Raw genomic sequence first — 24,151 nt, forward strand, 5'->3', positions numbered from 1 at the left:
CCGATCTTCTATCCGCCGATCGCCTCGTCGATCGCGGCGCGGGCATCCTCGCTCGACCAGTCGTAATCGCCCGACACGCGCCAGATTTCCTGCCCCATCGCATCGTAGAACACTGTCGTCGGCATGACTCCGCCGCCGATAGCGAAGCCCAGTTCGCCTTCGGGGTCCATCCACGACCCTAACATTGCGAAATCGCGCTCGGCGAAGAAGGGGCCGACCTTTTCCGCGCCCTGCATGTCCTGGCTGACGGTCAGCACGCGCAGGCTTCCTTCGTAATCGACGGCCAGCTCGTCCAGCAGCGGCATCTCCTTCACGCAGGGCGCGCACCAGGTGGCCCAGAGGTTCACCAGCACCGGCGTGCCCTGCAACGCGCCCATGTTCAGCACATCCCCCTGCAGGTCGCGCACATTGCTCGCTGGCATCAGCGTGCCGGCCTGCGAACGGTCGATCTCGCCGGTTGGCGCGGGCGTAGCGGTGCTTTCTTGCGCGGTGTCCGGCGCCCCCCTATCGCAGCCCGCAACAAGCAGACCCAGGGTGAATGCAACAGTGAGCGACAAGCGGGACAATTCGGGCTCCAATGCCATGTGGGGCGGCAGGTTCGCACAAGGGCCTAGCGCGATCATGCGCGAAATCAACGCCTCGATCCCGTTCGACAAGGCGCTATGGCGACACGATATCGAAGCCAGCAAGGCGCATGTCGCCATGCTCGGCGCGCAAGGCATCGTCACGCCTGAAGACAGGGCGACCATCACCGAGGGTCTCGACAAGGTCGCCGCCGAATATGCGCGCGAGGGCGTGCCGGAGGACTGGGACCTCGAAGACATCCACATGACAACCGAGAGCCGTCTGGCCGAACTGATCGGTCCGGCCGCAGGACGTCTCCACACCGCGCGCAGCCGCAACGACCAGGTGGCGACCGATTTCCGCCTCTGGGTCCGCGATGCGCTCGACCAGATCGATGCGGGATTGCTGGCACTGCAACAGGCGCTGGTGACACGCGCGGGAGAGCATGGCGCCAGCATCATGCCCGGCTTCACCCATCTGCAGACCGCGCAGCCGGTGACGCTCGGGCATCATCTCATGGCCTATTACGAGATGATCGCGCGCGATCGCAGCCGGTTTGCCGATGCGCGAAAGCGCATGAACGAAAACCCGCTCGGCAGTGCGGCACTGGCCGGAACCGGCTTCCCGATCGACCGCGACGCGACCGCGCAGGCGCTCGGCTTCGACCGGCCGACGCGCAACAGCCTCGATGCCGTATCCGACCGAGACTTCGCGCTCGATTACCTGATGGCAGCGAGCCAGTGCGCGCTGCATCTGAGCCGACTAGCCGAAGAGTTCATCATCTGGGCCAGCCAGCCCTTCGGCTTCGTGCGCATGCCCGATACGCTCTCCACCGGCAGCTCCATCATGCCGCAGAAGAAGAACCCCGACGCCGCGGAACTCGTGCGGGGACATGCGGGCCGCGTGATCGGCTGCGCCACCGCGCTGATGGTGACGATGAAGGGGCTCCCGCTCGCCTATTCCAAGGACATGCAGGACGACAAGCCGCCGGTGTTCGAAGCGCACGGCCTGATGGCGCTGAGCATCGCCGCGATGACCGGCATGGTGGCGGACAGCGACTTCAGGACCGGGCGCATGCGCGAAGCGGCCGAACTCGGCTATGCCACCGCCACCGACCTTGCGGACTGGCTTGTGCGTGAGGCGGACATCCCTTTCCGCGAAGCGCACCACATTACCGGCGCTGCCGTGAAGCGCGCCGAGGCGGATGGCGTGGCGCTCGACCAGCTGCCGCTGGATGTGCTCAGGGCGATCGACGAGCGGATCGACGAGCGCGTTTACGAGGCGCTATCGGTCGATGCCTCGGTCGCCTCGCGCAGCTCCTATGGCGGAACCGCGCCCGAACAGGTAAAGGCGCAGGTTCACGCCGCTCGCAGGGCGCTGGGAATGGATGAGTAGATGAACAGATTGCCGATCCTTGTGTGCGCGCTAGCGCTCACCGCCTGCGGGCAAAAATCCGACCTCGCGCCGGTCGAGGGTGCGGCGCTGCCGCCAGCCCCCTATGGCGCGGAGGCACAGCCGAGCGCGGACGAACTGCTCGTGCTCGACCCGCAGGCCGCGCCCGATCGCTCGGTCGAATTGCGCACCCGCTCGGAAGAGCGCGAGGACGATCCTTTCGACCTGCCGCCCGAGTAGGTTCTCAGCCGAAAAGCACAGCTTGCTCGACTTGCCCGCGCGAATTCGGCAGAGGCGCTGGCCATGGACCATTTCCAGCTCCGTGACGGCGTGCTCCATGCCGAAGACGTGCCCCTGCCGCGCATTGCCGAAGAGGTCGGCACGCCGGTCTATGTCTATTCGCGCGCCACGCTGACCCGCCATGCCCGCGTGTTCCGCGATGCGCTGGGCGAGCTCGCCGATCCACACATCGCCTTCGCGGTAAAATCGAACCCCAACCTCGCCGTGCTAAAAGTATTGGCGAACGAGGGCTATGGCGCGGACGTGGTCTCCGGCGGCGAACTGACGCGTGCGCTGAAGGCAGGGATGAAGCCGGAAGACATCGTGTTCTCCGGCGTGGGCAAGACCCATACCGAGCTGCTCCAGGGCCTCGAGGCGGGTATCGGCCAGTTCAATATCGAGAGCGAGGAAGAGGGCTACGAGCTCGCCGTGATCGCCGAACGGCACGGCAAGCGGGCAGCGTGCGCGCTGCGGGTGAACCCCGACGTCGATGCGCGGACGCATGAGAAGATCTCCACCGGCAAGCGCGAGAACAAGTTCGGCGTCCCGCTCGACCGGGCGGCGGACATCTATGCGCGGCTGGCGGAAGAAGACGGGCTCGATATGCGTGGCGTCGCCGTCCACATCGGGAGCCAGCTCGGCGATCTGGAACCGCTGGAAACCGCCTTCGGCAAACTCGGCGCGCTAATCGCGGAGCTCCGCGCGGCAGGTTGCACAGTCACCCATGCCGATCTCGGCGGCGGACTCGGTGTGCCCTACAAGGCGGGCGAAACGCTGCCCGCACCGGCGGAATACGGCGCGATGGTCGCCCGGGTGACGAAGGACTGGGACGTGCGCCTGATGTTCGAGCCGGGCCGCGTGATCGCGGGCAATGCCGGCGTGCTGCTGACCCGCGTCATCCGCTCCAAGCGCAGCGGCAACGGCCCGCCCTTCGTGGTCGTCGATGCGGCAATGAACGATCTCGCGCGCCCCGCCATGTACGGTGCCTGGCACGATTTCGATGCGGTCGCGCCGAGCGGCGACCGGATGACCGCCCATATCGTGGGCCCGATCTGCGAGACCGGCGACACCTTCGCCATGGACCGCGAGTGCGATGCGCTGGTCGCGGGCGATCTCGCGGTGTTCCGCACGGCGGGCGCCTATGGTGCGACCATGGCGAGCAGCTACAATTCGCGCGGTTTCGTGGCCGAAGTGCTGGTCGACGGGGACCGATACGCGGTGGTCGCGGACCGGATCGCGGCGAGCGCGATCATGGATGCGGAACGCGTGCCGGAGTGGCTCGGCTGATGCCCAAGAAACATGCATAGCTTGCCGCTCTTCCACCGCATCGCAGACACGCGCGTGGTGGTCGTCGGCACGGGGGACATGGCCGCAGCCAAGGCGCGGCTGGTGACGCGGGCGGGCGGCATTCCCTGCCCGGAAACCGAAGCACATCACGCCAAGATCGGCTTCGTCGCGCTCGAGGACGAGCGCGCTGCCGAGGCGGCGGCCCTGCGGCTCAGGCGCGCCGGTCTGCTGGTCAACGTCGCCGACCGGCCGGACTTGTGCGACTTTACCCTGCCCAGCGTGCTCGACCGCGACCCGGTGCTGGTGGCGGTGAGCACGGGCGGAGCCTCGGCGGGGCTGGCGAAGCATTTGCGGCTGCGACTGGAAGCGCTCTTGCCGCAATCGCTCGGCGCGCTGGCTAAGGCGCTCGAAGGGGCGCGCGATGCAACCCGCCGCCGTTATCCCGAAGCCGACACCCGTCGCCGCGCGCTCGACACCGCACTGAGCGAAGGCGGCGCACTCGATCCGTTCGAGACGAGCGATCCCAAGGCGGTCGACGATTGGTTGAAAGACACAGCGCATGAAGCCGATGGCGAGGTCTTCGACTTCACACTGATGAGCGACGATCCGGAAGACCTCACGCTGCGGCAAGCACGCGCTCTAGGCCGCGCCGACACGGTGCTGCACGATTCCGATCTGCCCGAAGCAATCCTCGTGCGCGCCCGTGCCGATGCGGTGCGTATCGCTATGCCGGCAGATCCGCCTGCGGATGGACTGACCGTAATCCTACGTCGCGCCTAAGCGGCTACCAGCTCCGGCGACACGGCAGCAACATCCGCAAAATAGCGCGCCATGGCATCCGCCGTATCTTCGGACAGCGCTATATGGGCGCGCCTTCGGTCCTCAGGGTCGGCTACCCGAACCAACAAGCCGGTCTCGACCATCTGGCCGATCCAGCGCAGCGCCGTCGTCGCCGGGACGCCCGAGGCGATGCAGAGCGAGGTCACGCAGACCTTGGTGCCTTCCGCCCGCGCCGCCGCGAGGTCGAGCAGCATGTCCCAGGCCGGGTCTGCGAACAGGTCGCCATCGAAATAGCGGGCACGCGCCTGGCGGTGCTTGATGATCTGCCGAATATGACCTGCATCGGGCAGACGTGGCCGGTTCGTAGCCGGGCGCTGCCGCACATAGGCATCGTCGTCGCTGCGCCATCCGGGCTGCGGCGCTTCCAGCCGGAACGCTCCGCCGGTCGCTCGCTGGCCGGGCGCGGTCTTCTCCAGTCGTTCCGCCATGCGACCTACCTGTTCGGTCAGGCGCAGCAGCAGCATCCGGTCTTCCTCCCCCAGTTCGCGCAGGCGCAGGTTCGGCACATGCGCCAACACTCGCCCAATCGCGATCACCCGCTCCGACCGGCAGGGATCGACCAAGATCTGCGGTGCGGATGAGGAAAAACAGCCGAAGATCGCATCGAGCGCCCCCATCGTGGTCGAGACGACCATCTGCGTCCCCGCCTTGCCCGCCCGCATGTCGAGCCGCGATAGCAAGGCCAGAGCGTCCGCCGTATCCTCGGCGCAATCGACCAGTAGCACATCGCCCAACGCGGTAATCGCGCCGTTCGCATACTCGGCGAGCGACATGGAATGCAGCACACGGAACCCCGCGGCCTCGGCATCGTCGCGCAACTCGCCGCGGACATGCGCGCGGTCCGCCAGCACGGTCACGCCGATCTGGCACCCGGCGGAATTGCACACTGGCTCGTAACTGAAATCCGCCTGCATCGAATCGCGCTCCTTCGACAGAATCAAGAGAGAACGGGATAAGAACAAACGATGATCATGACAAGCCGTAGTGCAAAAGCATCTCGCCCGATTGAACCTTTCGCCCCCGTGCTGCGACTATCCCGGCATGACGGGACAGGATCGCCAAACGCCGACTTCGGAAAGGCTTTACGACGAGCTTCTCGTCACGCTGATCCAGGGCGGGGATAGGCGGGCCGCAGAGCGGCTGGCGGCGCGATGGCAGCCACGGCTCGCCCGCACCGCGCGCCGATTGCTCGGTAACGGCGAGCAGGCGCTCGCCGCGGTGCAGGAGAGCTGGTTGTCGATCCTGCGCGGTATCGCCGGCTTGCGCGACCCGTCGCGTTTCGCTCCGTGGGCCTTCGGCATCCTGAGGCGCCGCTGCGTCGACCGGATCCGTGCGCAGCAAACCAAGCGTGCCCGGGATGGCGAAATCGAAGTGGAGCCCGCCATCGAAAGCGGGGCTGAGGACGGCCTCGCCATCCGCCAGGCGTTCGCGTTTCTGCCGCACGACCAGCGGCTCGCCGCGCAACTGTTTTTCGTCGAGGGGCTGACCCTCGCCGAGATCGCCGAGGTGCAGGAGGTGCCCGTGGGCCCTGCCAAATCGCGCCTCTTCCAAGCCCGCCGCAAGCTGAAGGCGATGCTGGCCGACCATCTAGAAGGAGACGTCACATGACGAACATCGACGACCGAATCCGCGGCGCCCTCGACGAGGACGACCAGGCATTTCTCGAAAACCTGCAGGAGGATCGCGGCATGTTTCGCCAGATCGGCGACAGTATGACCGGCCCGCTTGGCGGGTGGGCAAAGGTCGTGTTCGGCTTCGCCATCCTCATCGGCCTGGCGATGCTATGGGTGGTGCGCAATCTCGTGCTCTCGACCGAGGTCGATCAGGCGACGTTCTGGGCCGTCGTGCTGACCGCCACCTTGGTGGTCCAGGGCTTTATCAAGGAATGGCTGTTCGCACGGATGAACATGCTGACCATCCTGCGCGAGATTAAACGCCTCCAGCTGCAGGTGGCGATGTTGGAAGAACGGAAGAACTAAGCGCGGATTTCGATCGGGGTCCCCTCGGGCACCAGACTCCAAAGCTCGGCGATTTCCGCATTGGTCAGGGCGATGCAGCCGTCGGTCCAGTCGCCCGGCACGCGCCGGTCGTTTGGCAGGCCGTTGGGCTGGCCGTGGATGAAGATCAGCCCGCCCGGCGAACGTCCGCGCGCCTGCGCATAAGCACGGTCGGCGACGTTGGGATAATCGATGTAGAGCGACAGGAAATAGCTCGACTGCTGGTTGCCATAGGTGATCGTATAGCGGCCTTCCGGCGTGCGTTCGTCGCCCTCGAATTGCTTGTGGCCGATGGGCCGGTCGCCGAACTGCAGGCCGCGATAGGTGCGGATGACCTCCGCGCCCTGATAGACCCACAGCATCCGTTCCGACTTGTCGATCAGGATGAAGTCGGCGACCTCGCCCTCGCGCGCCTGTTGGGTCGACCCAGGCGACGCGCCGAGCAGCGATAGCGAGAGCAACAGGATGGCGAGCCAGCGCATGGCGAGCATTCTGCCACCGCTGCGGCAATCAGTCCATGAACGGATCGCGCATCAGGATCGTGTCGTCGCGCTCCGGGCTCGTCGAGACCAGCGCGACGGGCGTTTCGATCAGTTCCTGCACGCGCTGGATGTATTTCACCGCATTTGCCGGCAGGTCGGCAAAGCTGCGCGCGCCGGCGGTGCTTTCCTTCCAGCCGTCCATGGTCTCGTAGATCGGCTCGACCGCGGCCTGGTCGGCGGCGTGGCTGGGGAAGTAGTCGAACACCTGCCCGCACAGGCGATAGCCGGTGCAGATCTTCACCTCGTCCAGCCCGTCGAGCACGTCGATCTTGGTCAGCGCAATGCCGGTCACGCCGCTGATCGCACAGCTCTGGCGCACGATGACCGCGTCGAACCAGCCGACACGGCGCTGGCGGCCGGTGACCGTGCCGAATTCATGGCCTCGCTCGCCCAGCCCCTGGCCGACTTCGTCCTCCAGCTCGGTCGGGAACGGGCCACTGCCGACGCGCGTGGTATAGGCCTTGACGATGCCGAGCACATAGCCGGTCGCATTGGGCCCCAGCCCGCTGCCTGCCGCGGCGGTGCCGCTGACCGTGTTGGAGCTGGTGACGAAGGGATAGGTACCATGATCGATATCGAGCAGCACGCCCTGCGCACCTTCGAACAGGATCTTAGCGCCCGCCTTGCGGACCTTCTTCAGGCGCTTCCACACCGGCTGCGCATATTGCAGCACGAAATCGGCAATTTCGCGCAATTCCTGCAGCAGCGCCTCTCGATCCACCGGCGGCTGGTCGAACCCGGCGCGCAGTGCGTCGTGATGGGCGCACAGGCGGTCGAGCTGCGGTTCCAGATCGTCAAGATGCGCCAAATCGCACACGCGGATCGCGCGGCGGCCGACCTTGTCTTCGTACGCCGGGCCGATGCCGCGGCCCGTGGTGCCGATCTTGCCAGTGCCGGCAGCCGCTTCGCGCAGTCCGTCGAGGTCGCGGTGGATCGGCAGGATCAGCGGGCAATTGTCCGCCACGGCGAGATTGTCGGCAGTGACCTTCACGCCCTGCCCCTCGATCTTCTCGATCTCGGATTTGAGCGCCCAGGGATCGAGCACCACGCCGTTGCCGATCACGCTCAGCGTGCCCGACACGATGCCGCTCGGTAGCAGGGACAGCTTGTAGGTCGTCCCGTCGATCACCAGCGTATGGCCGGCATTGTGCCCGCCCTGGAAACGCACGACGGCATCGGCGCGGCTGGCCAGCCAGTCGACGATCTTGCCCTTGCCTTCATCGCCCCACTGGGCGCCGATCACGGTGACGTTGGCCATGTTGGATTAGCTTTCCTGCAATGCTGCACAAACGCCGCGGGCGTTAGGCGCATGCGAAAGGTGGAGCAAGGCATTTGCCCGGAAACTTGCCGCCAGTTCGCCATTGATAGGGCAAAGGAGACAGCATGACCGATTATCCCACTCTCACCCTTAACGACGACCGCCAGATTCCACAGCTCGGCTTCGGCACGTGGCAAATCGAGGAGGACGACGCTCCGCAAGCCGTAAAGACCGCGCTCGAGACCGGCTACTGGCTGGTCGATACCGCAGCGATCTACCAGAACGAGCGCGGCGTCGGCAAAGGCATCGGCGACTGGGCCGACATCTTCGTTCAGACCAAGATCTGGAACGAGAGCCAGGGGTACGACCGGACGCTGAAGGCGGCAGACAAGTGCCTTGAGCGGCTGGGCCGCGATCATGTCGACATGCTGCTGATCCACTGGCCCTGCCCCGACAAGGGCCTGTTCGTCGACACCTGGAAAGCGCTGATCGAACTGCGCGACCAGGGCAAGGCGAAGAGCATCGGCGTCTCGAACTTCCGCGAGGAGGATTTGAAGCGCATCGTCGACGAGACTGGCGTGGTCCCCGCCTTGAACCAGATCGAACTGCACCCCGGCTTCCAGCAGCGCGACATGCGCAAGGTGCATGACGAGATGGGGGTCGTGACGCAGAGCTGGTCCCCGCTCGGCCAGGGCGGCGGCATGGACAGCGACGCAGTGAAATCGGTGGCCGAGGAAAGCGGTCAGGACCCGAGTGCCGTGGTGCTGCGCTGGCATATCCAGCATGGCCTGTGCCCCATCCCGCGCTCGACCAACCCCGATCACATCCGCGCCAACTTCAGCGCGCTCGATTTCGAGCTGTCGGACGATCAGATGGCGAAACTCGACGCGCTGGACGACAGCGAAGGCCGGCTCGGGCCGGAACCGGGCAAGTTCAACGACTGACGCGCGAACGGAGGGGATGCGAAAGGCGCCCGCGCCTGCTATCGGTGCAGCCGCCATGACGCATCCTATCCGCATAGCTGCGCTCTATCACTTCACTCGCTTTGACGATCCTGCCGCGATCCAGCCGGACCTGCTCGCTCTGTGCGAAGCGCAGGGGGTGCGCGGCACGCTGCTGCTGGCGCGCGAGGGGATCAACGGAACGATTGCGGGGAGCGCGGACAATATCAACCGAGTGATCGACCACATCCGGCAACTGCCCGGTTGCACGGATCTGGAGGTCAAGTTCTCGCAGGCCGACGCTATGCCCTTCAACCGCATGAAAGTGCGGTTGAAGCAGGAGATCGTCACCATGGGCCAGCCCGATCTCGACCCGTTGCAGGGCGTCGGCACCTATGTCGACCCGCAGGACTGGAACGCGCTGATTGCCGATGCCGACACAATCGTGATCGATACGCGCAACGACTACGAAGTGCAGATCGGCACATTCGCCGGCGCGATCGATCCGCAGACCACCAGCTTCCGCGAATTTCCCGAGTGGTTCCGCGCCAAGCGCGCCGAACTGGAGGCAGCAGGCCGTACGCCGAAAATCGCGATGTTCTGCACCGGCGGCATCCGTTGCGAGAAGTCGACCGCCTTCGCCAGGGCCGAAGGCGTAGAAGATGTGTTCCACCTCAAGGGCGGCATCCTCAAATATCTCGAGACCGTGCCCGCAGAGCAAAGCCTATGGCAGGGCGAATGCTTCGTGTTCGACGAACGCGTCAGCGTCGGCCACGGCCTCGCGCCCGGCGATCACACGCTATGCCGCGCCTGCCGCCGTCCGGTAAGCGAAGCCGATCGCGCCGACGAACGCTTCGAGGAAGGCGTCAGTTGCCCGCGCTGTTTTGGCGAACGCAGCGACGAGCAGCGCGCCCGCTATGCCGAGCGCCAGCGGCAGGAACGCCTCGCCGCCGACCGCGGCGAAGAACACGTCGGGCGGCGCGAGAATGCGAGCGACAATGGCTGAAGCGATCCTCTACAGCTTCCGCCGCTGCCCTTATGCGATGCGCGCCCGCATGGCGCTTCATGTCAGCGGCCTCGCCTACGAACACCGCGAGGTCGTCCTGCGCGACAAACCCGCCGCAATGCTGGGGGTATCGCCAAAGGGCACCGTGCCGGTCTTCGTGACCACCGATGGCGAGGTGCTGGAAGAAAGCCTCGACATCATGCGCCATGCGCTGGCGCAGAACGATCCCGAGGGCTGGCTGGACCGCGGCGATCAAGCGCTGGTCGCTGCCAATGACGGCCCCTTCAAGCACCACCTCGATCGGTACAAGTATGCAAGCCGCTACGAGGACGTCGATCCCGAACAGCACCGCGCCTCCGCAGTCGAAATCCTCGCCGAGCTCGACCGTCGCCTCGCTGCGACGCCCCATCTGTGCGGCGACAAACGCGGCTTCGCCGACATCGCGATATTCCCCTTCGTGCGGCAATTCGCCAATCACGATCGCGAACGGTTCGACGCCGATCTAATGCCGCACCTGCAGGCGTGGCTGGAGGGGCTGGTGGCCTCCGACCTCTTCGCAGCAATAATGAAAAAGCACCCGAAATGGGAGCCGGTCGAAACTTAGAGAGAAACCGCTTCGGCCCCGTCCAGGCGATGTGTGCATCCTAGCTCCGCCGCATTTTCCTCGCTTGTGATTGCCGCCACAGTGCGCCAGCCAATTGCGCGCAAGCGGGCGGCGACATTGCGGTTGTGGCCGATGGGAAGGTACAGGGTCTTGCGCGGGTTGGGCGTTCGATCACCGAGTGCATCGAGCAGGGGATCGATATAGAGCGAGAAGCCGGTCGCTTCTTCCTCGCTGCCCTTAATCACATAGGTTCCGCCACGCCCCAGTGCGCTCCGTGCCCCTTCGCCGTAGAGCGTGAAGCCGAACCAGCTCTGGTATTCGAAGCCGTGGCGTTCGGTGGGGTCGAGCGTCAGGCGGGCGCGGTCGCCGACCGATGCGGCGATGTCCCGCAGGCCCGCGATCCGGCTGGCAAGCGCCCCGCCCGCGTCGATTGCGGCCAGCTTTTCGATGGCGTCCGGCAAGGGGCCGGTCGCGTAAAGGAGCGGCAGGTAAGCTTCGCCGCCGACTGCCGACAGCCCGCCGGCATCCTTGGTGTCGAGCTCGCGGCGGACCGCCTCGCGCCGTCCTGCATCGAGCGGGAGTGCCTTCTCGGCCAGCGTATCGACCAGATCAGGCAAAGTGAAATCGAGCGAGATATTCGCAACTCCTGCCGCTTCGAGCGCGTCGATCGCAACACTCACGATCTCACTCGCCGCAGCGACGCTATCGCTGCCGACAAGCTCCGCGCCCATCTGCAGGCGCTGGCGGGCCGGGTCGAGCTGGTCTGCCTTGAGCAAGGCGACATCGCCTGCATAGCACAGGCGCAGGGGCCGCGGCGCTTCGGCGAGGCTGGTCGCCGCCATGCGCCCGACCTGCACCGTCATGTCGCTACGCAGTGCGAGCGTGCGCAAGCTGTCGGGATCGGTGAAGCGCACCATACGCCGCGTGGCGATGCCTTCCATGCGTCCGGCGAGCGATTTCTCAAACTCCACCAGCGGTGGCCGCACGCGGTCGTAGCCATGCGAATCCATGCTATCGAGCACGGCGCGCATGGCCTGGACTATGGCACGTGACCGTACCGGCAGCGCATCTTCGAGCCCGACGGGCAGGAGGTCGTCTTGATTCACAAAAAACTCCGTTCGTCCTGAGGAGAGCGGGGCCGCAGGCCGCGCTCGTCTCGAAGGACCGTCTTTTTCTTCGAGCGGTGCGCTAGAAGAAAGTGCGGCCCTTCGACAAGCTCAGGGCGAACGGAAATTTTCTTCGTTCTTTAAAACGCCAGAGGCATCACGGTCTTCACGCCTTCGAGCGCGCAGGCCTGCTTCACGACCTCGTCCGGGATCGACTGGTCGACACTCAGCAAAAGGGTGGCCTCCCCGCCTGCCGCGCGGCGGCCGAGGTTGAAGGTGCCTATGTTGATGCCGTTCTCGCCCAGCAGCGAACCGATGCGCCCGATGAAGCCGGGCGCGTCTTCGTTGACGATGTAGAGCATGTAGCCCTTGAGCTCGGCTTCGATCCGCACGCCGAACATTTCGGTCAGGCGCGGTGCGTCGGCGCCGAACAGCGTCCCGGCGACCGAGCGATCGCCCTGTTCCGTGCCCACGGTCACACGGATCAGTGTGTTGTAGGCGCCTTCCTTCTCGTGCCGGATGGAGCGGATGTCGAGGCCGCGCTCCTTGGCGAGATAGGGCGCGTTGACCATGTTCACCGTGTCCGAATACTGGCGCATCAGGCCAGCGAGGACCGCGCCCTCGATGGGCTTGCCGGACAGCTGCGCCGCCGCGCCTTCACGCTCGATGCTGATCTTGGTCAGATTGCCATGCGCCAGCTGGCCGACGAGGCTGCCGAGATTCTCGGCGAGACCCATGTAAGGCTTGAGCTTCGGGGCTTCCTCTGCGCTGAGGCTCGGCATGTTGAGCGCATTGGTGACGCCGCCATTGACGAGGTAGTCGGCCATCTGCTCGGCGACCTGCAGAGCGACATTGACCTGCGCTTCGGTGGTCGACGCGCCAAGGTGCGGCGTGCAGATGAAATTGGGTTTGCCGAACAGCGGCGAGTCCGTGGCCGGTTCGGTCTGGAACACATCGAGCGCCGCGCCTGCGACCTGGCCACTGTCGAGCGCCTCGGCCAGCGCCGCCTCGTCGATCAGCCCGCCGCGCGCGCAGTTGACGATCCGCACTCCCTGCTTGGTCTTCGCGAGGTTTTCCTTCGAAAGGATGTTACGCGTTTCGTCGGTCAGCGGGGTGTGCAGCGTGATGAAATCCGCGCGCGCCAGCAGGGTGTCGAGATCGACTTTCTCGACGCCGATTTCGACCGCCCGTTCCTCGGTCAGGAAGGGGTCGAAGGCGATCACCTTCATCCGTAGGCCTTGTGCGCGGGCGGCGACGATGGAGCCGATGTTGCCCGCGCCGATCAGGCCAAGGGTCTTGCCGGTCAGCTCTACGCCCATGAAGTCGTTCTTGGGCCACTCACCGGCTTGCGTACGCGCATTGGCCTGCGGAATCTGCCGCGCGAGCGCGAACATCATCGCGACGGCGTGTTCGGCGGTGGTGATCGAATTGCCGAAGGGCGTGTTCATCACCACTACGCCCTTGGAGCTGGAGTAGGGAATATCGACGTTGTCGACCCCGATCCCGGCACGCCCGATGACCTTGAGGTTGGTCGCGGCGTCGAGGATTTCGGGCGTCACCTTGGTCGAAGAGCGGATGGCGAGCCCGTTGTAGTCGCCGATGCGGGCTTTCAATTCTTCGGGCGTCTCGCCGGTGATGACATCGACATCGCAGCCGCGCTCTTCGAAGATACGCGCGGCGTTCGGGTCCATCTTATCGCTGATTAGGACTTTAGGTTTGGTCATTATTCTAACCTCGTCATCCCAGCGAACGCTGGGATCGTTATCGGAAATGTCGGAGCGTGCGGGAAGCGGTCCCAGCTTTCGCTGGGACAACGCCTGTCAGCCCGCTTTCACGGTCTCGTAGGCCCACTCGATCCACGGCAGGAGGCGCCTCAGGTCCTCCTGCTCGACCGTGCCGCCGCACCAGATGCGCAAGGACGGCGGGGCGTCGCGATAGCCGTTGAAATCGTAACCGACATCGCGCTCTTCGAGCAGCTTGACGATCTTCTTGGGAACGCCTGCCTTGTCCTCGTCGGACAGGCTGTCGTACCACTCGCCCTGGAAGACGAAGCACACGCCGGTGTTGGTGCGCTTGGCAGGGTCGGAGACCATATTGCGCAGCCATGGGGTCGTCTCGATCCAGTCGAGCACGATCTTCGCATTGGCATCGGCGCGTTCGAACATCGCCTTGCGGCCGCCAATAGCCTGCGCCCATTCCAGCGCGTCGATATAGTCTTCGGTCGCCAGCATGGAGGGCGTGTTGATGGTCGCGCCTTCGAAGATGCCGGTGTTGATCTTGCCGCCCTTCTTCAGACGGAACAGCTTGGGCAGCGGCCATTCGGGATCGTAGCTTTCGATCCGTTCGACCGCCTTGGGGCTGAGGATCAGCATGCCGTGCTGAGCTTCGCTTCCCATCACCTTCTGCCAGCTGTAGGTCGTTGCATCGAGCTTGGCCCAGTCCATCTCCATCGCGAAGACGGCGCTGGTGGCGTCGTTGATCGTCACACCCTCGCGGCCCGGTGCGAGCCAGTCGGTGTTCGGAATTTTCGCCCCCGAAGTCGTGCCGTTCCAGGTGAACACCACGTCGTTGTCCTGCGGGATGGACGCGAGGTCGGGAATCTCGCCGTAATCGGCATCCAGCGTGGTCAGCTTGGGCAGCTTCAGCTGCTTGACCGCATCTTGGATCCAGACGTTACCGAAGCTTTCCCACGCTGCGACGGTAGCCGGGCGATCGGGGCGCAGCATCGTCCACATCGCGCATTCGAGCGCGCCGGTATCCGATGCGGGCATGATGCCGACGAGGTAATCCTCGGGCACGCCGAGCATCTCCTTCGACAGGTCGATGGCATATTTCAGCCGCGACTTGCCGAGGGCGCTGCGATGCGAGCGGCCGAGCGATTCGGTTTTGAGATTGGTGGCAGACCAGCCCTTGTGCTTGGCGGTCGGACCGGACGAGAAAAAGGGGCGCTCAGGTTTGAGCGTCGGTTCGGCAGTCATGTATTCTCTCCTTGCAGAGAGCACGCGCGGCGTTGGGACCGCGTGGCCCGTCGGCGGCAATAATCTTGCGGGCAGCGTAGTCAATGCGAAATAGGAATGCATCGACAGGCTGGGGGTTCGCTGGGTTCAACGCAGGCTGTGCGGAATGGGTCCGTCGTTTGTCGGGTGCGCCTACGACATCCGTCGAAGGCTTGCGGCTGTTCCATCCCACTCCCCCACCCGGAGTCTTTTGTTGCGTGCGGAAAGCGCATCCGCGCTTTCCTTTGCGGCACCAGCCCACTCCCCCACCCGACCACCCATAGAATACCGTGCCGTGGGAGGTCGGGTGGGGGAGTGGGCTGGTGCCGGAAGCTTCGACGGATGTCGAAGGCGCACCTAAAAAGACTTCAACCAACCGAACTTCCTACTCTCGCCAAACGCTCTCCTGCACCCTATGCCCCGCGACGATGAACGCTTCCGACCTTCGCATCGCCATGTTCAGCGGCAACTACAACATGACCGTGGATGGCGCGAACAAGGCACTGAACAGGCTAGCCGAGTTTTTGGTTCGCCAAGGTGTCACTTTGCGCGTGTATTCACCGACCATCGACACACCCGCGTTCGAACCGCAGGGCGATCTGGTCAGCCTGCCCTCCGTGCCCATCCCCGGCCGCTCGGAATATCGCGTCCCTTATGGGTTGAATGACGAGGTGCGCCGCGATCTCGAAGACTTCCGGCCCAATATGATGCACATCTCGTCGCCGGATTTTAGTGCGAGAGCGGCTGTGGAATGGGCGCGCAAACGCGATATTCCCGTGCTCGGTTCGGTGCACACGCGCTTCGAAACCTATCCGCGCTACTATAAGCTCGGCTTCCTCGAACCGCTGGTCGAGACGTACCTCCGCAATCTTTATCGCAAGTGCGACGCGCTGGTGACGCCCTCGCAGAGCATGGTCGATACCTTGCACGAGCAGCGCATGCATCGCGATATCTCGATCTGGTCGCGCGGGGTCGACCGGACCATTTTCCACCCCTCCAAGCGCGATATGGAGTGGCGCCGCGCCCAGGGGCTGGCGGACGACGACGTGGCCATCGTCTTCCTCGGCCGGCTGGTCATGGAGAAGGGGCTCGATATCTTCGCCGACACCATTGTGGAACTGCGCAAGGAGCAGGTACCGCACAAGGTGCTGGTGATCGGCGACGGCCCGGCGCGTGGATGGTTCGAGAAGACCCTGCCCGGCGGGACCTTCGTTGGGTTCCAGGGCGGCGCGGACCTTGGCCGGGCCTTGGCGAGCGGCGACATCTTTCTCAATCCATCGGTTACCGAGACCTTCGGCAACGTCACGCTGGAGGCGATGGCCTGCGGGCTGCCGGTCGTGGCTGCCGGAGCGACGGGGAGCGCCAGCCTGGTCAAAGACTGGGAGACCGGCCGCCTGGTCGAGGCCGGCAAGCCGCGCGAATTCGCCGAAGCGCTCGCACCTTATTGCAAGAACCCGGAGCTGCGCGCACGCCATGGCGAGGCCGGCGCACGCGCAGCTGGCGAGTATTCTTGGGACGCGATCAACCAGGTGGTGGTCGACACCTACCTGCGCCTGCTCGAGCAGCGCAAAGCTTAGCTTCGCTCAGCGCAGCACGCCCTTGCGCCGCATGCTGATCGCATACCACGTTGAGAACAATGTGGTTGCCCAGATCGCCAGCGGGAGAATTATGCCCTGCATGTCGGCGGGCAGGTCCGTCAGCACCCGTTGATAGATCGTAGTACCGACAAGGCCGAGTATAGCGATCAGAAATGCGGTGACGGCCCAGCGCGCTCGGAACAGCAACAGGACCGAACCAGCGAACGCGCCCCATACGCCCAGCGCCCATAGTGAATCGGCCCAAGCGGGGAAGCTCGTTACATAATCGATTGCTTCTGTACTCATACCCAGACCATCGAGATTGCCTGACTGAGTGCTGAGATAGCTCCAAATTCCGACAGCATTGAAAAGCAGCGTCACTACGCCAACCAGCCACAGGTGCCACGGTGTCCTGACAGCTTCCGTCATACTTCACTCTCCCCTCTGCCAACCCTCGTCACGCAGCGTAGCGAGGATCGGCCGGGAGGCAAGCAAGACAGGTCAGAGCCGCTCGATCTTCTTGGCCAGATCGTCCACCAGATCGACGATTTCACGCATGGTCTTCTCGTCAAGTTGGCCGCTCTTGGCGCGGTTCTTCAGCACGGTCGCGAGATTGCCCACTGCTCGGAACATCTCGGGTGTGGCGAAGGCCTTGCCGGATTTCGCGCGGCGCTGACGCTGGCCTTCGATCCGCTCGACCAGGCTCTCGATCTCATCCTTGCGATCGGCCAGCTCACCACGCCCTTTCTCGGTCGCACGATAGGCCTTGCGCGGCTCGTCGCCGTCGACTTCGCGGATCAGCCCCTCGTCCTCGAGCAGCGAGAGCGTCGGATAGACCGTGCCCGGGCTCGGCGAATAATTGCCACCGGTCATGTCTTCGACCGCCTTGATGAGTTCGTAGCCGTGGCGCGGTTCCTCCGCGATCAGATGCAGCAGCAACAGGCGCAATTCGCCCGCAGCGAACATGCGGCGGCGGCGCGCGCGATGCGTCCCGCCGGACCTCCGGGAGCCGTTGCCGAAGGGTCCGTTCGGGCCGAACGGGCCGCCCGGTCCGAAAGGTCCGTCCGGGCCGAAGGGGCCCTTGGGTCCGAATACGCCTTCGGGTCCGAAGAAGCCCGACGCGCTATAAGTGCGGCTGTACGAACCCTCGCGGTCGGGATCGACATCGACCTCGATATCGACGTCGACATCAAAGTCCTCGCCTTCGGGATGATCGGGGATATTGCCTTCCAGCGGTTCGTCGCGGACGTCTTTGCCAGTCATATCGTAACTCCTTTTAGATATGACTAAGATATATCTTCTGACTTAGCTCGCAAGAGCCCCCTGCAAAAGCTCGACGAAACCCCTATGTCAGCCGACCAATGGCCGATCTTTTCCCCGACAGCCTCCCGGCGACTGCCGAGACCGATGCGCCGCGCGAGGATGCGCCGCTTGCCGATCGGTTGCGCCCCCGCGCGCTCGACGAGGTGGTGGGGCAAGATCATCTGACCGGTCCCGAAGGCGCCATCGGGCGAATGGTGGCGGCGGGTCGCCTCTCGAGCATGATCCTGTGGGGGCCGCCCGGCACCGGGAAAACTACGATCGCGCGGCTGCTTGCCGACAGCGTCGGTATGCGCTTCGAAAGCGTCAGCGCCGTGTTCAGCGGCGTTGCCGACCTCAAGAAAGCCTTTGCCGCCGCCGACAAGGCAGCCGCCGCGGGACAGCGCACGTTATTGTTCGTGGACGAGATCCATCGCTTCAACCGCGCGCAGCAGGACGGCTTTCTGCCCTTCGTCGAGCGCGGGACCGTCACGCTGGTCGGTGCGACGACCGAGAACCCCAGCTTCGCGCTCAACGCCGCGCTGCTCAGCCGCGCGCAGGTGCTGATTCTTCAGCGACTCGATCACGAAGCGCTGGGTTCGCTACTCGACAAGGCGGAAGAGCTGGAAGGTCCCCTCCCCCTCACCCCCGAGGCGCGCGATGCGCTGGTTGCCAGCGCCGATGGCGACGGGCGGTTCCTGCTCAACCAGGCCGAAACGCTCTACAATGCCAAGATCGACGAGCCGCTCGATCCGGCCGCACTGGGCCAGTTCCTGCAACGCCGCGTCGCAGTTTACGACAAGGACCGCGAGGGGCATTACAATCTCATCTCCGCACTTCATAAAGCAGTGCGTGGCAGCGACGTACAGGCGAGCCTTTATTATCTCGCTCGCATGCTCACTGCAGGCGAAGAACCGCGCTTCCTTGCCCGTCGCCTGATCCGCATGGCAGTGGAGGATATCGGCATGGCCGATCCGCAGGCGCTGGTGCAGTGCATGGCTGCCAAGGATGCCTACGAATTCCTCGGCAGCCCAGAAGGCGAACTCGCGCTGGTGCAGGCCTGCACCTATCTCGCCACCGCGCCGAAATCGAACGCGGTCTACAAGGCGCAGAAGGCCTCGTTCAAATCGGCCAGGGAAACGGGCAGCCTGATGCCGCCGCAGAACATCCTCAACGCGCCGACCAAGCTGATGAAGGATATCGGCTACGGCGCCGGCTACATCTACGATCACAATTCCGACGAGGGCTTCTCCGGCGACAATTACTGGCCCGACGAAATGGAGCCGCAGGAATACTACGAGCCTGTCGATCGCGGCTTCGAGCGCGAGGTGAAGAAGCGGCTCGATTATTGGGACAAGCTGAGAAGCGAAAGGCATTCGTAATTCGCAAGTTCGACAATTTCCTCGCCATCGACTGGTCGGGCGCGAAGGGGCGCAAACACAAGGGCATCGCACTCGCCGTGGCGAAGGCGGGAGGCGGCGCGCCTGTGCTGATCGACCATCGCTGGAGCCGGGAGGAAGTGCTCACGGTTCTGCGCGAAGACCTGCCGAAGAACACGCTTGTCGGCCTCGATCTCGGCATCAGCCTGCCCCACGCCGATTGCGGCGCATATTTTCCGAAGAACACAGTCTCGCTGCCCGATGCTCCGACGCTGTGGGCCTTGATCGACGATATCTGCCGCAAGGACGAGCATTTCGGCGTCCAGTCCTTCGTCGATCATCCGGACTACGCGCCCTATTTCCGTAACGGCACGGATACCGGCGCGCATTTCGGTTGCGACGATGCGGCGCATGGTCGCGGGCGCTTCCGCGTGACCGAGAAGGCGCAGGCGGCGATGGGTTGCAAACCCTATTCCAATTTCAACCTCGTCGGTGCGGCGCAGGTCGGCAAGTCGAGCCTGACGGGCATGCGGATGCTACACCACCTGCGCGGCCTGCTGCCGGTCTGGCCGATCGACCCGCTTCCGCGCAAAGGGTCGGTCATCGTCGAAATCTACACCAGCCTCGCTGCGATGGAGGCCGGGCGCAGCGCGGCGCGCGCCAAGATGCGCACCCATGAGGATCTGAACGAGGCGCTCGCCGCGATCGGCTCGGCTCCAGTGTCGGGCAAAGGGCCGATCGACGATCATTCCTCCGATGCGCTCCTCAGCGCCGCATGGCTACGCAAGGTGGCTGGCGAGAGGCGTCGGTGGCAGCCGACGGCGATGACTCCGCAGATCGCGCGCACGGAGGGCTGGACTTTCGGCGCGTTATGACGCAGTGGCGCGCCACGTTCCGACGTTCGTACCGATCACCTCTTGCAGGGCACCGATGCCCTCAGGTGGCGAGGCGCTACGGCGAAAAATGGGCCGGCTTAGCTCAGCTGGTAGAGCACCTGATTTGTAATCAGGGGGCCGCGGGTTCGACTCCTGCAGCCGGCACCAAATTTAACTAAAAGCACAATCAAGCATTTTGCCTTGGCCATTGGCTACTTGCCACCTAGGTAAATGCGCGATGGATACCTTCTTCACCAGCGCCGAACTCCCTGCAGGTCTGCGCAGCGCTTTCGCCGAGAGCCGCATTTCGCTCAGCCTGGCCGATGCGAAGGCTGAAGACATGCCGCTGATCGCGGTGAATCAGCCATTCTGCGATATGTCCGGTTATGGCCCGGACGAGGTTCTGGATCGCAACTGCCGTTTCCTCCAGCCGGACGAATCTCCCGACGCCGTTCGCAAAGATATGCGCGAATTCCTCTACGATTCCGACAAACCCGATGGCCGGTTCGTAATTCCGAACGTCACGAAGGACGGGCGGAAATTCCTGAACCTGGTGTATATGGCCAAGCTCAAGAAAGACGATGAGGTCACCTACGTGCTCGGCTCGCAGTTTCCGGTCGACCCGGAGAAGGCGTCCGAGCCCGGCCTCTACGATCGCGCGCTCAAGGAAAGCCTTAAGCAACTCAATTTGCTGACCGGAGACGACAACTGGGCCCTGCTCGGCAGTTTCGACGCGCTGGCGTCGAGCCACTCCATCATTGCAAGGGCCCGGATGGAATGAAGGAGGGCGCACCAGCAAGCAAGCCCGCACGATCGGGCGAATTCGCGATCGTCGGCGTCGGTGCATCGGCGGGCGGGCTGGAAGCCTTGCGCGAAATGTTCAGCGGCTTCGACGGCCAGAGCGGCATGGCCTTCGTGGTGGTCCAGCATCTCGATCCGACGCACGAATCGCTGATGGCGCAGCTGCTCGAACGCTACACCCCGATGGCGGTGAAGCAGGCGGAAGGCGGGGAGAAGCTCGAACCCGACCATATCTATGTCATTCCGCCAGCGCATGGCCTCGCGGTGAAGGACGGTGTGCTCGAGCTGACGGAATTCACCGAACAGCGGGGTATGCGTCGCCCGATCGACGATTTCTTCGAGAGCCTCGCGAAGGATCAGGGCGAGCGCGCAGCCTGTGTGATCCTCTCGGGCACCGGCGCGGATGGCAGCCGGGGCCTGCGGGCGATCAAGGAACATTCGGGCATCTGCATCGCGCAGGATCCCGATACGGCCGCCTATGACGGCATGCCCACCGCCGCCATCGGCACGGGGCTGGTCGATATCACCTGCGACCCGCGCGACACGGTCGAGCACCTGTCGAAATTCTTCCAGCGCGCCGGCCTCGCCGATGTGGTCGAGAACGATCTCGAGGATGCCGACACGCTGCTCGATATCTGCGATGTCCTGCGTGAAGCGGTCGGCCACGATTTCTCGAATTACAAGCGCAGTACGCTCAACCGCCGCGTCGCTCGCCGCATGCAGGTCCTCGGGATCGAGGATACCAAGGCGTATCTCAAGCACCTCCAGGGAAACGGGAATGAATGCAGCGCGTTGTTCAGCGACTTGCTGATCAATGTCACCCGCTTTTTCCGCGACTCCGACCATTTCAAGCAGCTCGACGAGTTGGTCATTTCGCCGATGGTGAAAGAGGCCAAGAACGGCGAAGAGCTGCGGATCTGGGTGCCTGGCTGCTCCAGTGGCGAAGAGGTTTACAGCATTGCCATGCTGTTTGCGGAAGCCGCCAAGCGGTTCGACAAGCGACCTTATGTGCAGGTGTTCGCCACAGACATCGACGACAAGATGCTCGATATCGGGCGATCGGGCGTCTACCCTCTGTCATCGCTGCAGGACATCCCCAAGCCCTTCCAGGATGAGTACATCTACGGAAGCAAGGACAAGTTCACCATCGCGCCGCAGATCAGGGACATGGTGCGCTTCAGCGTCCACAACCTCGTGCGCGATCCGCCCTACTCCAAGATCGATCTCGTCGCCTGCCGCAACGTCCTGATCTATTTCGACGATTCCCTGCAGAAGCTGGCGTTCCCGCTGTTCCATTTCGCCACGCGCGAAAGCGGCTACCTGTTCCTCGGCTCGTCCGAGACGATCGGGCGGCATGAAGACCTGTTCGAATCCGTGGACCAGACGGCGCGGATATTCCGGCGCAAGAACGTGAAGGGCAACTACACGCTCAATCTGGCCAGCGATGTTTCACGGCAGATCAATCGCAGCCGGCAGAGGTCGAACCGGGAGGAAACGACACGACGGGGAGGCGTGGAACTGCGCGCATTGGAGAAACTCGCGCAGCGTTACTCGCCCGTCAGCCTGCTGCTCGATCGCGAGGCCATGCTGCTCGAACGCTGGGGATCGGCCGGGCGCTATCTCGATTTCCCCGACCGGCTCGAACGCTCGATCCACGTGCCCTCGCTCGCTCGCCCGGGCCTGCGCGAGCTGTTCGCTCCGATGATCCGCCAGGTGTCGAACACCGGGCGTCGGGCCATCGTGAAAGAGGTAGAGATCGTCACCGATTTCGGAACGCTGGAGGCGACGGTCGTCTGCGAGCCGATCGACAACCAGACCTTCCTGTTCGTCGTCAACGAGACCCGCGGCCTCGAACCCGACACCGGCGACGATTACGACGAATTCGATCCCGAGGACGGCCAGCGGCAGTTCCTCGAAGAAGAGTTGCAAGCCACCCGGCATCGCCTGCGTTCGACGGTCGAGGAACTGGAAACGACCAACGAGGAGCTCAAGAGCTCCAACGAAGAAATGATGTCGATGAACGAGGAGCTCCAGTCCACCAACGAGGAGCTGACGACGGTCAACGACGAACTGAAGAACAAGGTCGATCAGCTGACCACGGCAAATGCCGATCTGAAAAACTTCTTCGACAGCACCAAGCTGGCGGTGATCGTCGTCGATTCCGAACTGAAGCTACGCAGTTTCACCGATGCAGCCGAAGATCTCTTCCCGCTGACGAAGGAGAATATCGGGCAACCGCTCGCCTCCCTGCCGCACAATCTCGACAACGATCACTTCGTGGATATGGCGAAGAGCGCCGCCAAGCAGGGAATGCAGGTCGAAGAAGGTATGCATTCTAGTTCTCTTGATCGCGAGCTCGTGTTGCAGGCAATTCCCTATCGCTTGCTCGACGGTCAGCTGGACGGCGCAACGCTGATCTTCACCGACGTCTCCGAAACGCTCTCGCTGGAACGTGACCTGCGTGAAGAACGCGAGCGTCTGAGGCTCGCCCTGGAGGTCGCGAAGATCGGCGTCTGGGAATACGAACCCTCGACCGACAAGACCGTGCTGGATCCGACCGAGCGCAATCTGTTCGACCTAGATCAGGACGATCCCGGTGACACGCTGGAGCCAATCATGGCTTCGCTGCCGCCGGATGATCGCGATCGCGTCAATCGCGCATTGCGCATGGCGATGGAAGGCGACAGCGATTTCGACGAAGTCTTTCGCTTGCCGCTCGACGATGGCGAAACCCGTTATCTTCATGGCCTCGGTAAACTCATCGAGGTGTCCGGCACGCGCAAGTTCATCGGCGTGACCTTCGACGTGTCGGCCGAACGCCGCCTGCTGGATCAGCGCGAATTGATGATTCGCGAGATGAACCACCGGGTGAAGAACCTGTTCTCGGTCATCTCGGCGATGGTTTCGATTGCCGCGCGCGATGCGGAGGATGTCGCTACCTTCGCCGAGGGCCTGCGCGATCGCATCCATGCGCTCGGCCGCTCGCATTCGCTGACCAACGAGGCTGGCGATGCGGCCGATGGCGGCATTGCGCTATCGAAGCTCGTCGATACGGTCCTGCGGCCTAATCTCGCCGGTCAAAACGTCGACATGTCCGGACCCGACACGACGATAAGCAACGACAAGATTACCTCGATTGCGCTGATCCTGCACGAATGGGCGACGAATTCAACAAAGTACGGCGCTTTGGCCACCCGCGACGGGTCGATCGACATCGGTTGGACCGATCAGGATGGCGAAGTCGCAATCGATTGGCAGGAAGACGGCCAGGCACCGGTTGAAAAGGGCAACAGCGGGCCGGGTTTCGGCACCAAACTCGTGCAAACAGCTGCGCGCCAGCTTCGCGGGGAAGCCAGCGGCAATGCGATCGAAGGCGGTTATCGCCGGACTTTGAAGTTCCCGACCTAG

The 24,151-nt window shown here is 64.0% G+C and carries 23 protein-coding genes and 1 tRNA gene; 15 read left to right on the forward strand and 9 right to left on the reverse strand.

What is annotated here, in order from left to right; all coding sequences use genetic code 11:
- Positions 1 to 8: 8 nt before the first annotated feature.
- Positions 9 to 584, reverse strand: coding sequence for a TlpA family protein disulfide reductase (locus tag ACSH0F_RS11080; RefSeq protein ID WP_435202744.1), 576 nt, complete (start codon positions 582 to 584; stop codon positions 9 to 11).
- Between ACSH0F_RS11080 and argH the strand changes: the two genes are divergently transcribed.
- From argH to ACSH0F_RS11100, 4 genes are all read left to right on the forward strand, one after another.
- Complete coding sequence (gene argH / locus ACSH0F_RS11085) at positions 583 to 1,959, forward strand: argininosuccinate lyase (RefSeq protein WP_435203173.1); 1,377 nt, start codon at positions 583 to 585, stop codon at positions 1,957 to 1,959. The two genes, ACSH0F_RS11080 and argH, sit on opposite strands and share 2 nt — an antisense overlap.
- Positions 1,960 to 2,196, forward strand: coding sequence for a lipoprotein (locus tag ACSH0F_RS11090; RefSeq protein WP_435202746.1), 237 nt, complete (start codon positions 1,960 to 1,962; stop codon positions 2,194 to 2,196). It abuts the gene before it with no gap.
- A gap of 63 nt (positions 2,197 to 2,259) precedes the next feature.
- Positions 2,260 to 3,522, forward strand: a complete 1,263-nt coding sequence (gene lysA, locus ACSH0F_RS11095; RefSeq protein WP_435202748.1) for a diaminopimelate decarboxylase — start codon at positions 2,260 to 2,262, stop codon at positions 3,520 to 3,522.
- 12 nt (positions 3,523 to 3,534) lie between these two features.
- Positions 3,535 to 4,302, forward strand: a complete 768-nt coding sequence (locus ACSH0F_RS11100; protein WP_435202750.1) for an NAD(P)-dependent oxidoreductase — start codon at positions 3,535 to 3,537, stop codon at positions 4,300 to 4,302.
- Here ACSH0F_RS11100 and ACSH0F_RS11105 read toward each other — a convergent pair.
- A complete protein-coding gene (locus tag ACSH0F_RS11105) occupies positions 4,299 to 5,276 on the reverse strand; it encodes a MarR family transcriptional regulator (RefSeq protein WP_435202752.1) in 978 nt (325 codons plus the stop codon). The genes ACSH0F_RS11100 and ACSH0F_RS11105 overlap by 4 nt on opposite strands.
- 127 nt (positions 5,277 to 5,403) lie before the next feature.
- Here ACSH0F_RS11105 and ACSH0F_RS11110 point away from each other — a divergent pair, with 127 nt between their 5' ends.
- Complete coding sequence (locus ACSH0F_RS11110; RefSeq protein WP_435202754.1) at positions 5,404 to 5,970, forward strand: RNA polymerase sigma factor; 567 nt, start codon at positions 5,404 to 5,406, stop codon at positions 5,968 to 5,970.
- Positions 5,967 to 6,341: a DUF6768 family protein gene (locus tag ACSH0F_RS11115; RefSeq protein WP_435202756.1), complete on the forward strand. Its 375-nt coding sequence runs from the start codon at positions 5,967 to 5,969 to the stop codon at positions 6,339 to 6,341. The genes ACSH0F_RS11110 and ACSH0F_RS11115 overlap by 4 nt, the downstream gene beginning before the upstream one ends.
- On the opposite strand, the gene ACSH0F_RS11120 is transcribed toward ACSH0F_RS11115, so the two are convergent.
- Together ACSH0F_RS11120 and ACSH0F_RS11125 are read right to left on the reverse strand one after the other, a co-directional pair.
- Positions 6,338 to 6,850, reverse strand: a complete 513-nt coding sequence (locus ACSH0F_RS11120) for a L,D-transpeptidase family protein (protein WP_435202758.1) — start codon at positions 6,848 to 6,850, stop codon at positions 6,338 to 6,340. The genes ACSH0F_RS11115 and ACSH0F_RS11120 overlap by 4 nt on opposite strands.
- A 19-nt stretch (positions 6,851 to 6,869) precedes the next feature.
- Positions 6,870 to 8,159, reverse strand: coding sequence for an adenylosuccinate synthase (locus ACSH0F_RS11125; RefSeq protein ID WP_435202760.1), 1,290 nt, complete (start codon positions 8,157 to 8,159; stop codon positions 6,870 to 6,872).
- 125 nt (positions 8,160 to 8,284) lie between these two features.
- Here ACSH0F_RS11125 and ACSH0F_RS11130 point away from each other — a divergent pair, with 125 nt between their 5' ends.
- The 3 genes from ACSH0F_RS11130 to ACSH0F_RS11140 are packed head-to-tail and all read left to right on the forward strand — an operon-like array spanning position 8,285 to position 10,710.
- The gene (locus ACSH0F_RS11130; protein ID WP_435202762.1) at positions 8,285 to 9,103 is read left to right on the forward strand and encodes an aldo/keto reductase; all 819 of its coding nucleotides are present in this window, start codon (positions 8,285 to 8,287) and stop codon (positions 9,101 to 9,103) included.
- 55 nt (positions 9,104 to 9,158) lie between these two features.
- Entirely contained in the window at positions 9,159 to 10,106 is a 948-nt protein-coding gene (locus ACSH0F_RS11135; RefSeq protein ID WP_435202764.1) for a rhodanese-related sulfurtransferase, read from the forward strand.
- Positions 10,099 to 10,710, forward strand: coding sequence for a glutathione S-transferase (locus ACSH0F_RS11140; protein WP_435202766.1), 612 nt, complete (start codon positions 10,099 to 10,101; stop codon positions 10,708 to 10,710). The genes ACSH0F_RS11135 and ACSH0F_RS11140 overlap by 8 nt, the downstream gene beginning before the upstream one ends.
- Here the strand turns inward: ACSH0F_RS11140 and ACSH0F_RS11145 are convergent.
- The 3 genes from ACSH0F_RS11145 to ACSH0F_RS11155 form a co-directional block, all read right to left on the reverse strand.
- Positions 10,707 to 11,816: an ATP phosphoribosyltransferase regulatory subunit gene (locus ACSH0F_RS11145; RefSeq protein WP_435202768.1), complete on the reverse strand. Its 1,110-nt coding sequence runs from the start codon at positions 11,814 to 11,816 to the stop codon at positions 10,707 to 10,709. The two genes, ACSH0F_RS11140 and ACSH0F_RS11145, sit on opposite strands and share 4 nt — an antisense overlap.
- Positions 11,817 to 11,956: 140 nt before the next feature.
- Positions 11,957 to 13,540, reverse strand: a complete 1,584-nt coding sequence (serA, locus tag ACSH0F_RS11150; protein ID WP_435202770.1) for a phosphoglycerate dehydrogenase — start codon at positions 13,538 to 13,540, stop codon at positions 11,957 to 11,959.
- Positions 13,541 to 13,636: 96 nt separating this feature from the next.
- Positions 13,637 to 14,794: a phosphoserine transaminase gene (locus ACSH0F_RS11155; protein WP_435202772.1), complete on the reverse strand. Its 1,158-nt coding sequence runs from the start codon at positions 14,792 to 14,794 to the stop codon at positions 13,637 to 13,639.
- A 446-nt stretch (positions 14,795 to 15,240) separates the two neighbouring features.
- Between ACSH0F_RS11155 and ACSH0F_RS11160 the strand changes: the two genes are divergently transcribed.
- Positions 15,241 to 16,389 carry a glycosyltransferase family 4 protein gene (locus ACSH0F_RS11160; protein WP_435202774.1) on the forward strand — a complete coding sequence of 383 codons (1,149 nt, stop codon included), beginning with the start codon at positions 15,241 to 15,243 and terminating at the stop codon, positions 16,387 to 16,389.
- Between the two features lie 6 nt (positions 16,390 to 16,395).
- Here the strand turns inward: ACSH0F_RS11160 and ACSH0F_RS11165 are convergent, their stop codons facing one another.
- On the reverse strand, positions 16,396 to 16,818 hold the full coding sequence (locus ACSH0F_RS11165; protein WP_435202776.1) for a hypothetical protein: 423 nt from the start codon (positions 16,816 to 16,818) through the stop codon (positions 16,396 to 16,398).
- A gap of 72 nt (positions 16,819 to 16,890) precedes the next feature.
- Positions 16,891 to 17,652, reverse strand: a complete 762-nt coding sequence (locus ACSH0F_RS11170) for a PadR family transcriptional regulator (RefSeq protein WP_435202778.1) — start codon at positions 17,650 to 17,652, stop codon at positions 16,891 to 16,893.
- 98 nt (positions 17,653 to 17,750) lie between these two features.
- Between ACSH0F_RS11170 and ACSH0F_RS11175 the strand changes: the two genes are divergently transcribed.
- The 5 genes from ACSH0F_RS11175 to ACSH0F_RS11195 all read left to right on the forward strand — a co-directional run bounded on the left by ACSH0F_RS11175 (position 17,751) and on the right by ACSH0F_RS11195 (position 24,151).
- Positions 17,751 to 19,070, forward strand: coding sequence for a replication-associated recombination protein A (locus ACSH0F_RS11175; protein ID WP_435202780.1), 1,320 nt, complete (start codon positions 17,751 to 17,753; stop codon positions 19,068 to 19,070).
- A complete protein-coding gene (locus ACSH0F_RS11180) occupies positions 19,037 to 19,942 on the forward strand; it encodes a hypothetical protein (protein ID WP_435202782.1) in 906 nt (301 codons plus the stop codon). Before ACSH0F_RS11175 ends, ACSH0F_RS11180 begins: the two co-directional genes overlap by 34 nt.
- Positions 19,943 to 20,034: 92 nt before the next feature.
- A tRNA-Thr gene (locus tag ACSH0F_RS11185) sits at positions 20,035 to 20,110 on the forward strand.
- A 70-nt stretch (positions 20,111 to 20,180) separates the two neighbouring features.
- On the forward strand, positions 20,181 to 20,723 hold the full coding sequence (locus ACSH0F_RS11190) for a PAS domain-containing protein (protein WP_435202784.1): 543 nt from the start codon (positions 20,181 to 20,183) through the stop codon (positions 20,721 to 20,723).
- Entirely contained in the window at positions 20,720 to 24,151 is a 3,432-nt protein-coding gene (locus ACSH0F_RS11195) for a chemotaxis protein CheB (protein ID WP_435202786.1), read from the forward strand. Before ACSH0F_RS11190 ends, ACSH0F_RS11195 begins: the two co-directional genes overlap by 4 nt.

The organism is Qipengyuania sp. 902, assembly GCF_051195295.1.
Lineage (GTDB): Bacteria > Pseudomonadota > Alphaproteobacteria > Sphingomonadales > Sphingomonadaceae > Qipengyuania.

What these genes read in the sequence shown, in the direction of transcription:
- argH (WP_435203173.1), top strand. Translation starts at nt 583, where the DNA reads ATGTGGGGCGGCAGGTTCGCACAAGGGCCTAGCGCGATCATGCGCGAA.
- ACSH0F_RS11080 (WP_435202744.1), bottom strand. Translation starts at nt 584, where the DNA reads ATGGCATTGGAGCCCGAATTGTCCCGCTTGTCGCTCACTGTTGCATTC.
- ACSH0F_RS11090 (WP_435202746.1), top strand. Translation starts at nt 1,960, where the DNA reads ATGAACAGATTGCCGATCCTTGTGTGCGCGCTAGCGCTCACCGCCTGC.
- lysA (WP_435202748.1), top strand. Translation starts at nt 2,260, where the DNA reads ATGGACCATTTCCAGCTCCGTGACGGCGTGCTCCATGCCGAAGACGTG.
- ACSH0F_RS11100 (WP_435202750.1), top strand. Translation starts at nt 3,535, where the DNA reads ATGCATAGCTTGCCGCTCTTCCACCGCATCGCAGACACGCGCGTGGTG.
- ACSH0F_RS11105 (WP_435202752.1), bottom strand. Translation starts at nt 5,276, where the DNA reads ATGCAGGCGGATTTCAGTTACGAGCCAGTGTGCAATTCCGCCGGGTGC.
- ACSH0F_RS11110 (WP_435202754.1), top strand. Translation starts at nt 5,404, where the DNA reads ATGACGGGACAGGATCGCCAAACGCCGACTTCGGAAAGGCTTTACGAC.
- ACSH0F_RS11115 (WP_435202756.1), top strand. Translation starts at nt 5,967, where the DNA reads ATGACGAACATCGACGACCGAATCCGCGGCGCCCTCGACGAGGACGAC.
- ACSH0F_RS11120 (WP_435202758.1), bottom strand. Translation starts at nt 6,850, where the DNA reads ATGCTCGCCATGCGCTGGCTCGCCATCCTGTTGCTCTCGCTATCGCTG.
- ACSH0F_RS11125 (WP_435202760.1), bottom strand. Translation starts at nt 8,159, where the DNA reads ATGGCCAACGTCACCGTGATCGGCGCCCAGTGGGGCGATGAAGGCAAG.
- ACSH0F_RS11130 (WP_435202762.1), top strand. Translation starts at nt 8,285, where the DNA reads ATGACCGATTATCCCACTCTCACCCTTAACGACGACCGCCAGATTCCA.
- ACSH0F_RS11135 (WP_435202764.1), top strand. Translation starts at nt 9,159, where the DNA reads ATGACGCATCCTATCCGCATAGCTGCGCTCTATCACTTCACTCGCTTT.
- ACSH0F_RS11140 (WP_435202766.1), top strand. Translation starts at nt 10,099, where the DNA reads ATGGCTGAAGCGATCCTCTACAGCTTCCGCCGCTGCCCTTATGCGATG.
- serA (WP_435202770.1), bottom strand. Translation starts at nt 13,540, where the DNA reads ATGACCAAACCTAAAGTCCTAATCAGCGATAAGATGGACCCGAACGCC.
- ACSH0F_RS11155 (WP_435202772.1), bottom strand. Translation starts at nt 14,794, where the DNA reads ATGACTGCCGAACCGACGCTCAAACCTGAGCGCCCCTTTTTCTCGTCC.
- ACSH0F_RS11160 (WP_435202774.1), top strand. Translation starts at nt 15,241, where the DNA reads ATGAACGCTTCCGACCTTCGCATCGCCATGTTCAGCGGCAACTACAAC.
- ACSH0F_RS11165 (WP_435202776.1), bottom strand. Translation starts at nt 16,818, where the DNA reads ATGACGGAAGCTGTCAGGACACCGTGGCACCTGTGGCTGGTTGGCGTA.
- ACSH0F_RS11170 (WP_435202778.1), bottom strand. Translation starts at nt 17,652, where the DNA reads ATGACTGGCAAAGACGTCCGCGACGAACCGCTGGAAGGCAATATCCCC.
- ACSH0F_RS11175 (WP_435202780.1), top strand. Translation starts at nt 17,751, where the DNA reads ATGGCCGATCTTTTCCCCGACAGCCTCCCGGCGACTGCCGAGACCGAT.
- ACSH0F_RS11190 (WP_435202784.1), top strand. Translation starts at nt 20,181, where the DNA reads ATGGATACCTTCTTCACCAGCGCCGAACTCCCTGCAGGTCTGCGCAGC.
- ACSH0F_RS11195 (WP_435202786.1), top strand. Translation starts at nt 20,720, where the DNA reads ATGAAGGAGGGCGCACCAGCAAGCAAGCCCGCACGATCGGGCGAATTC.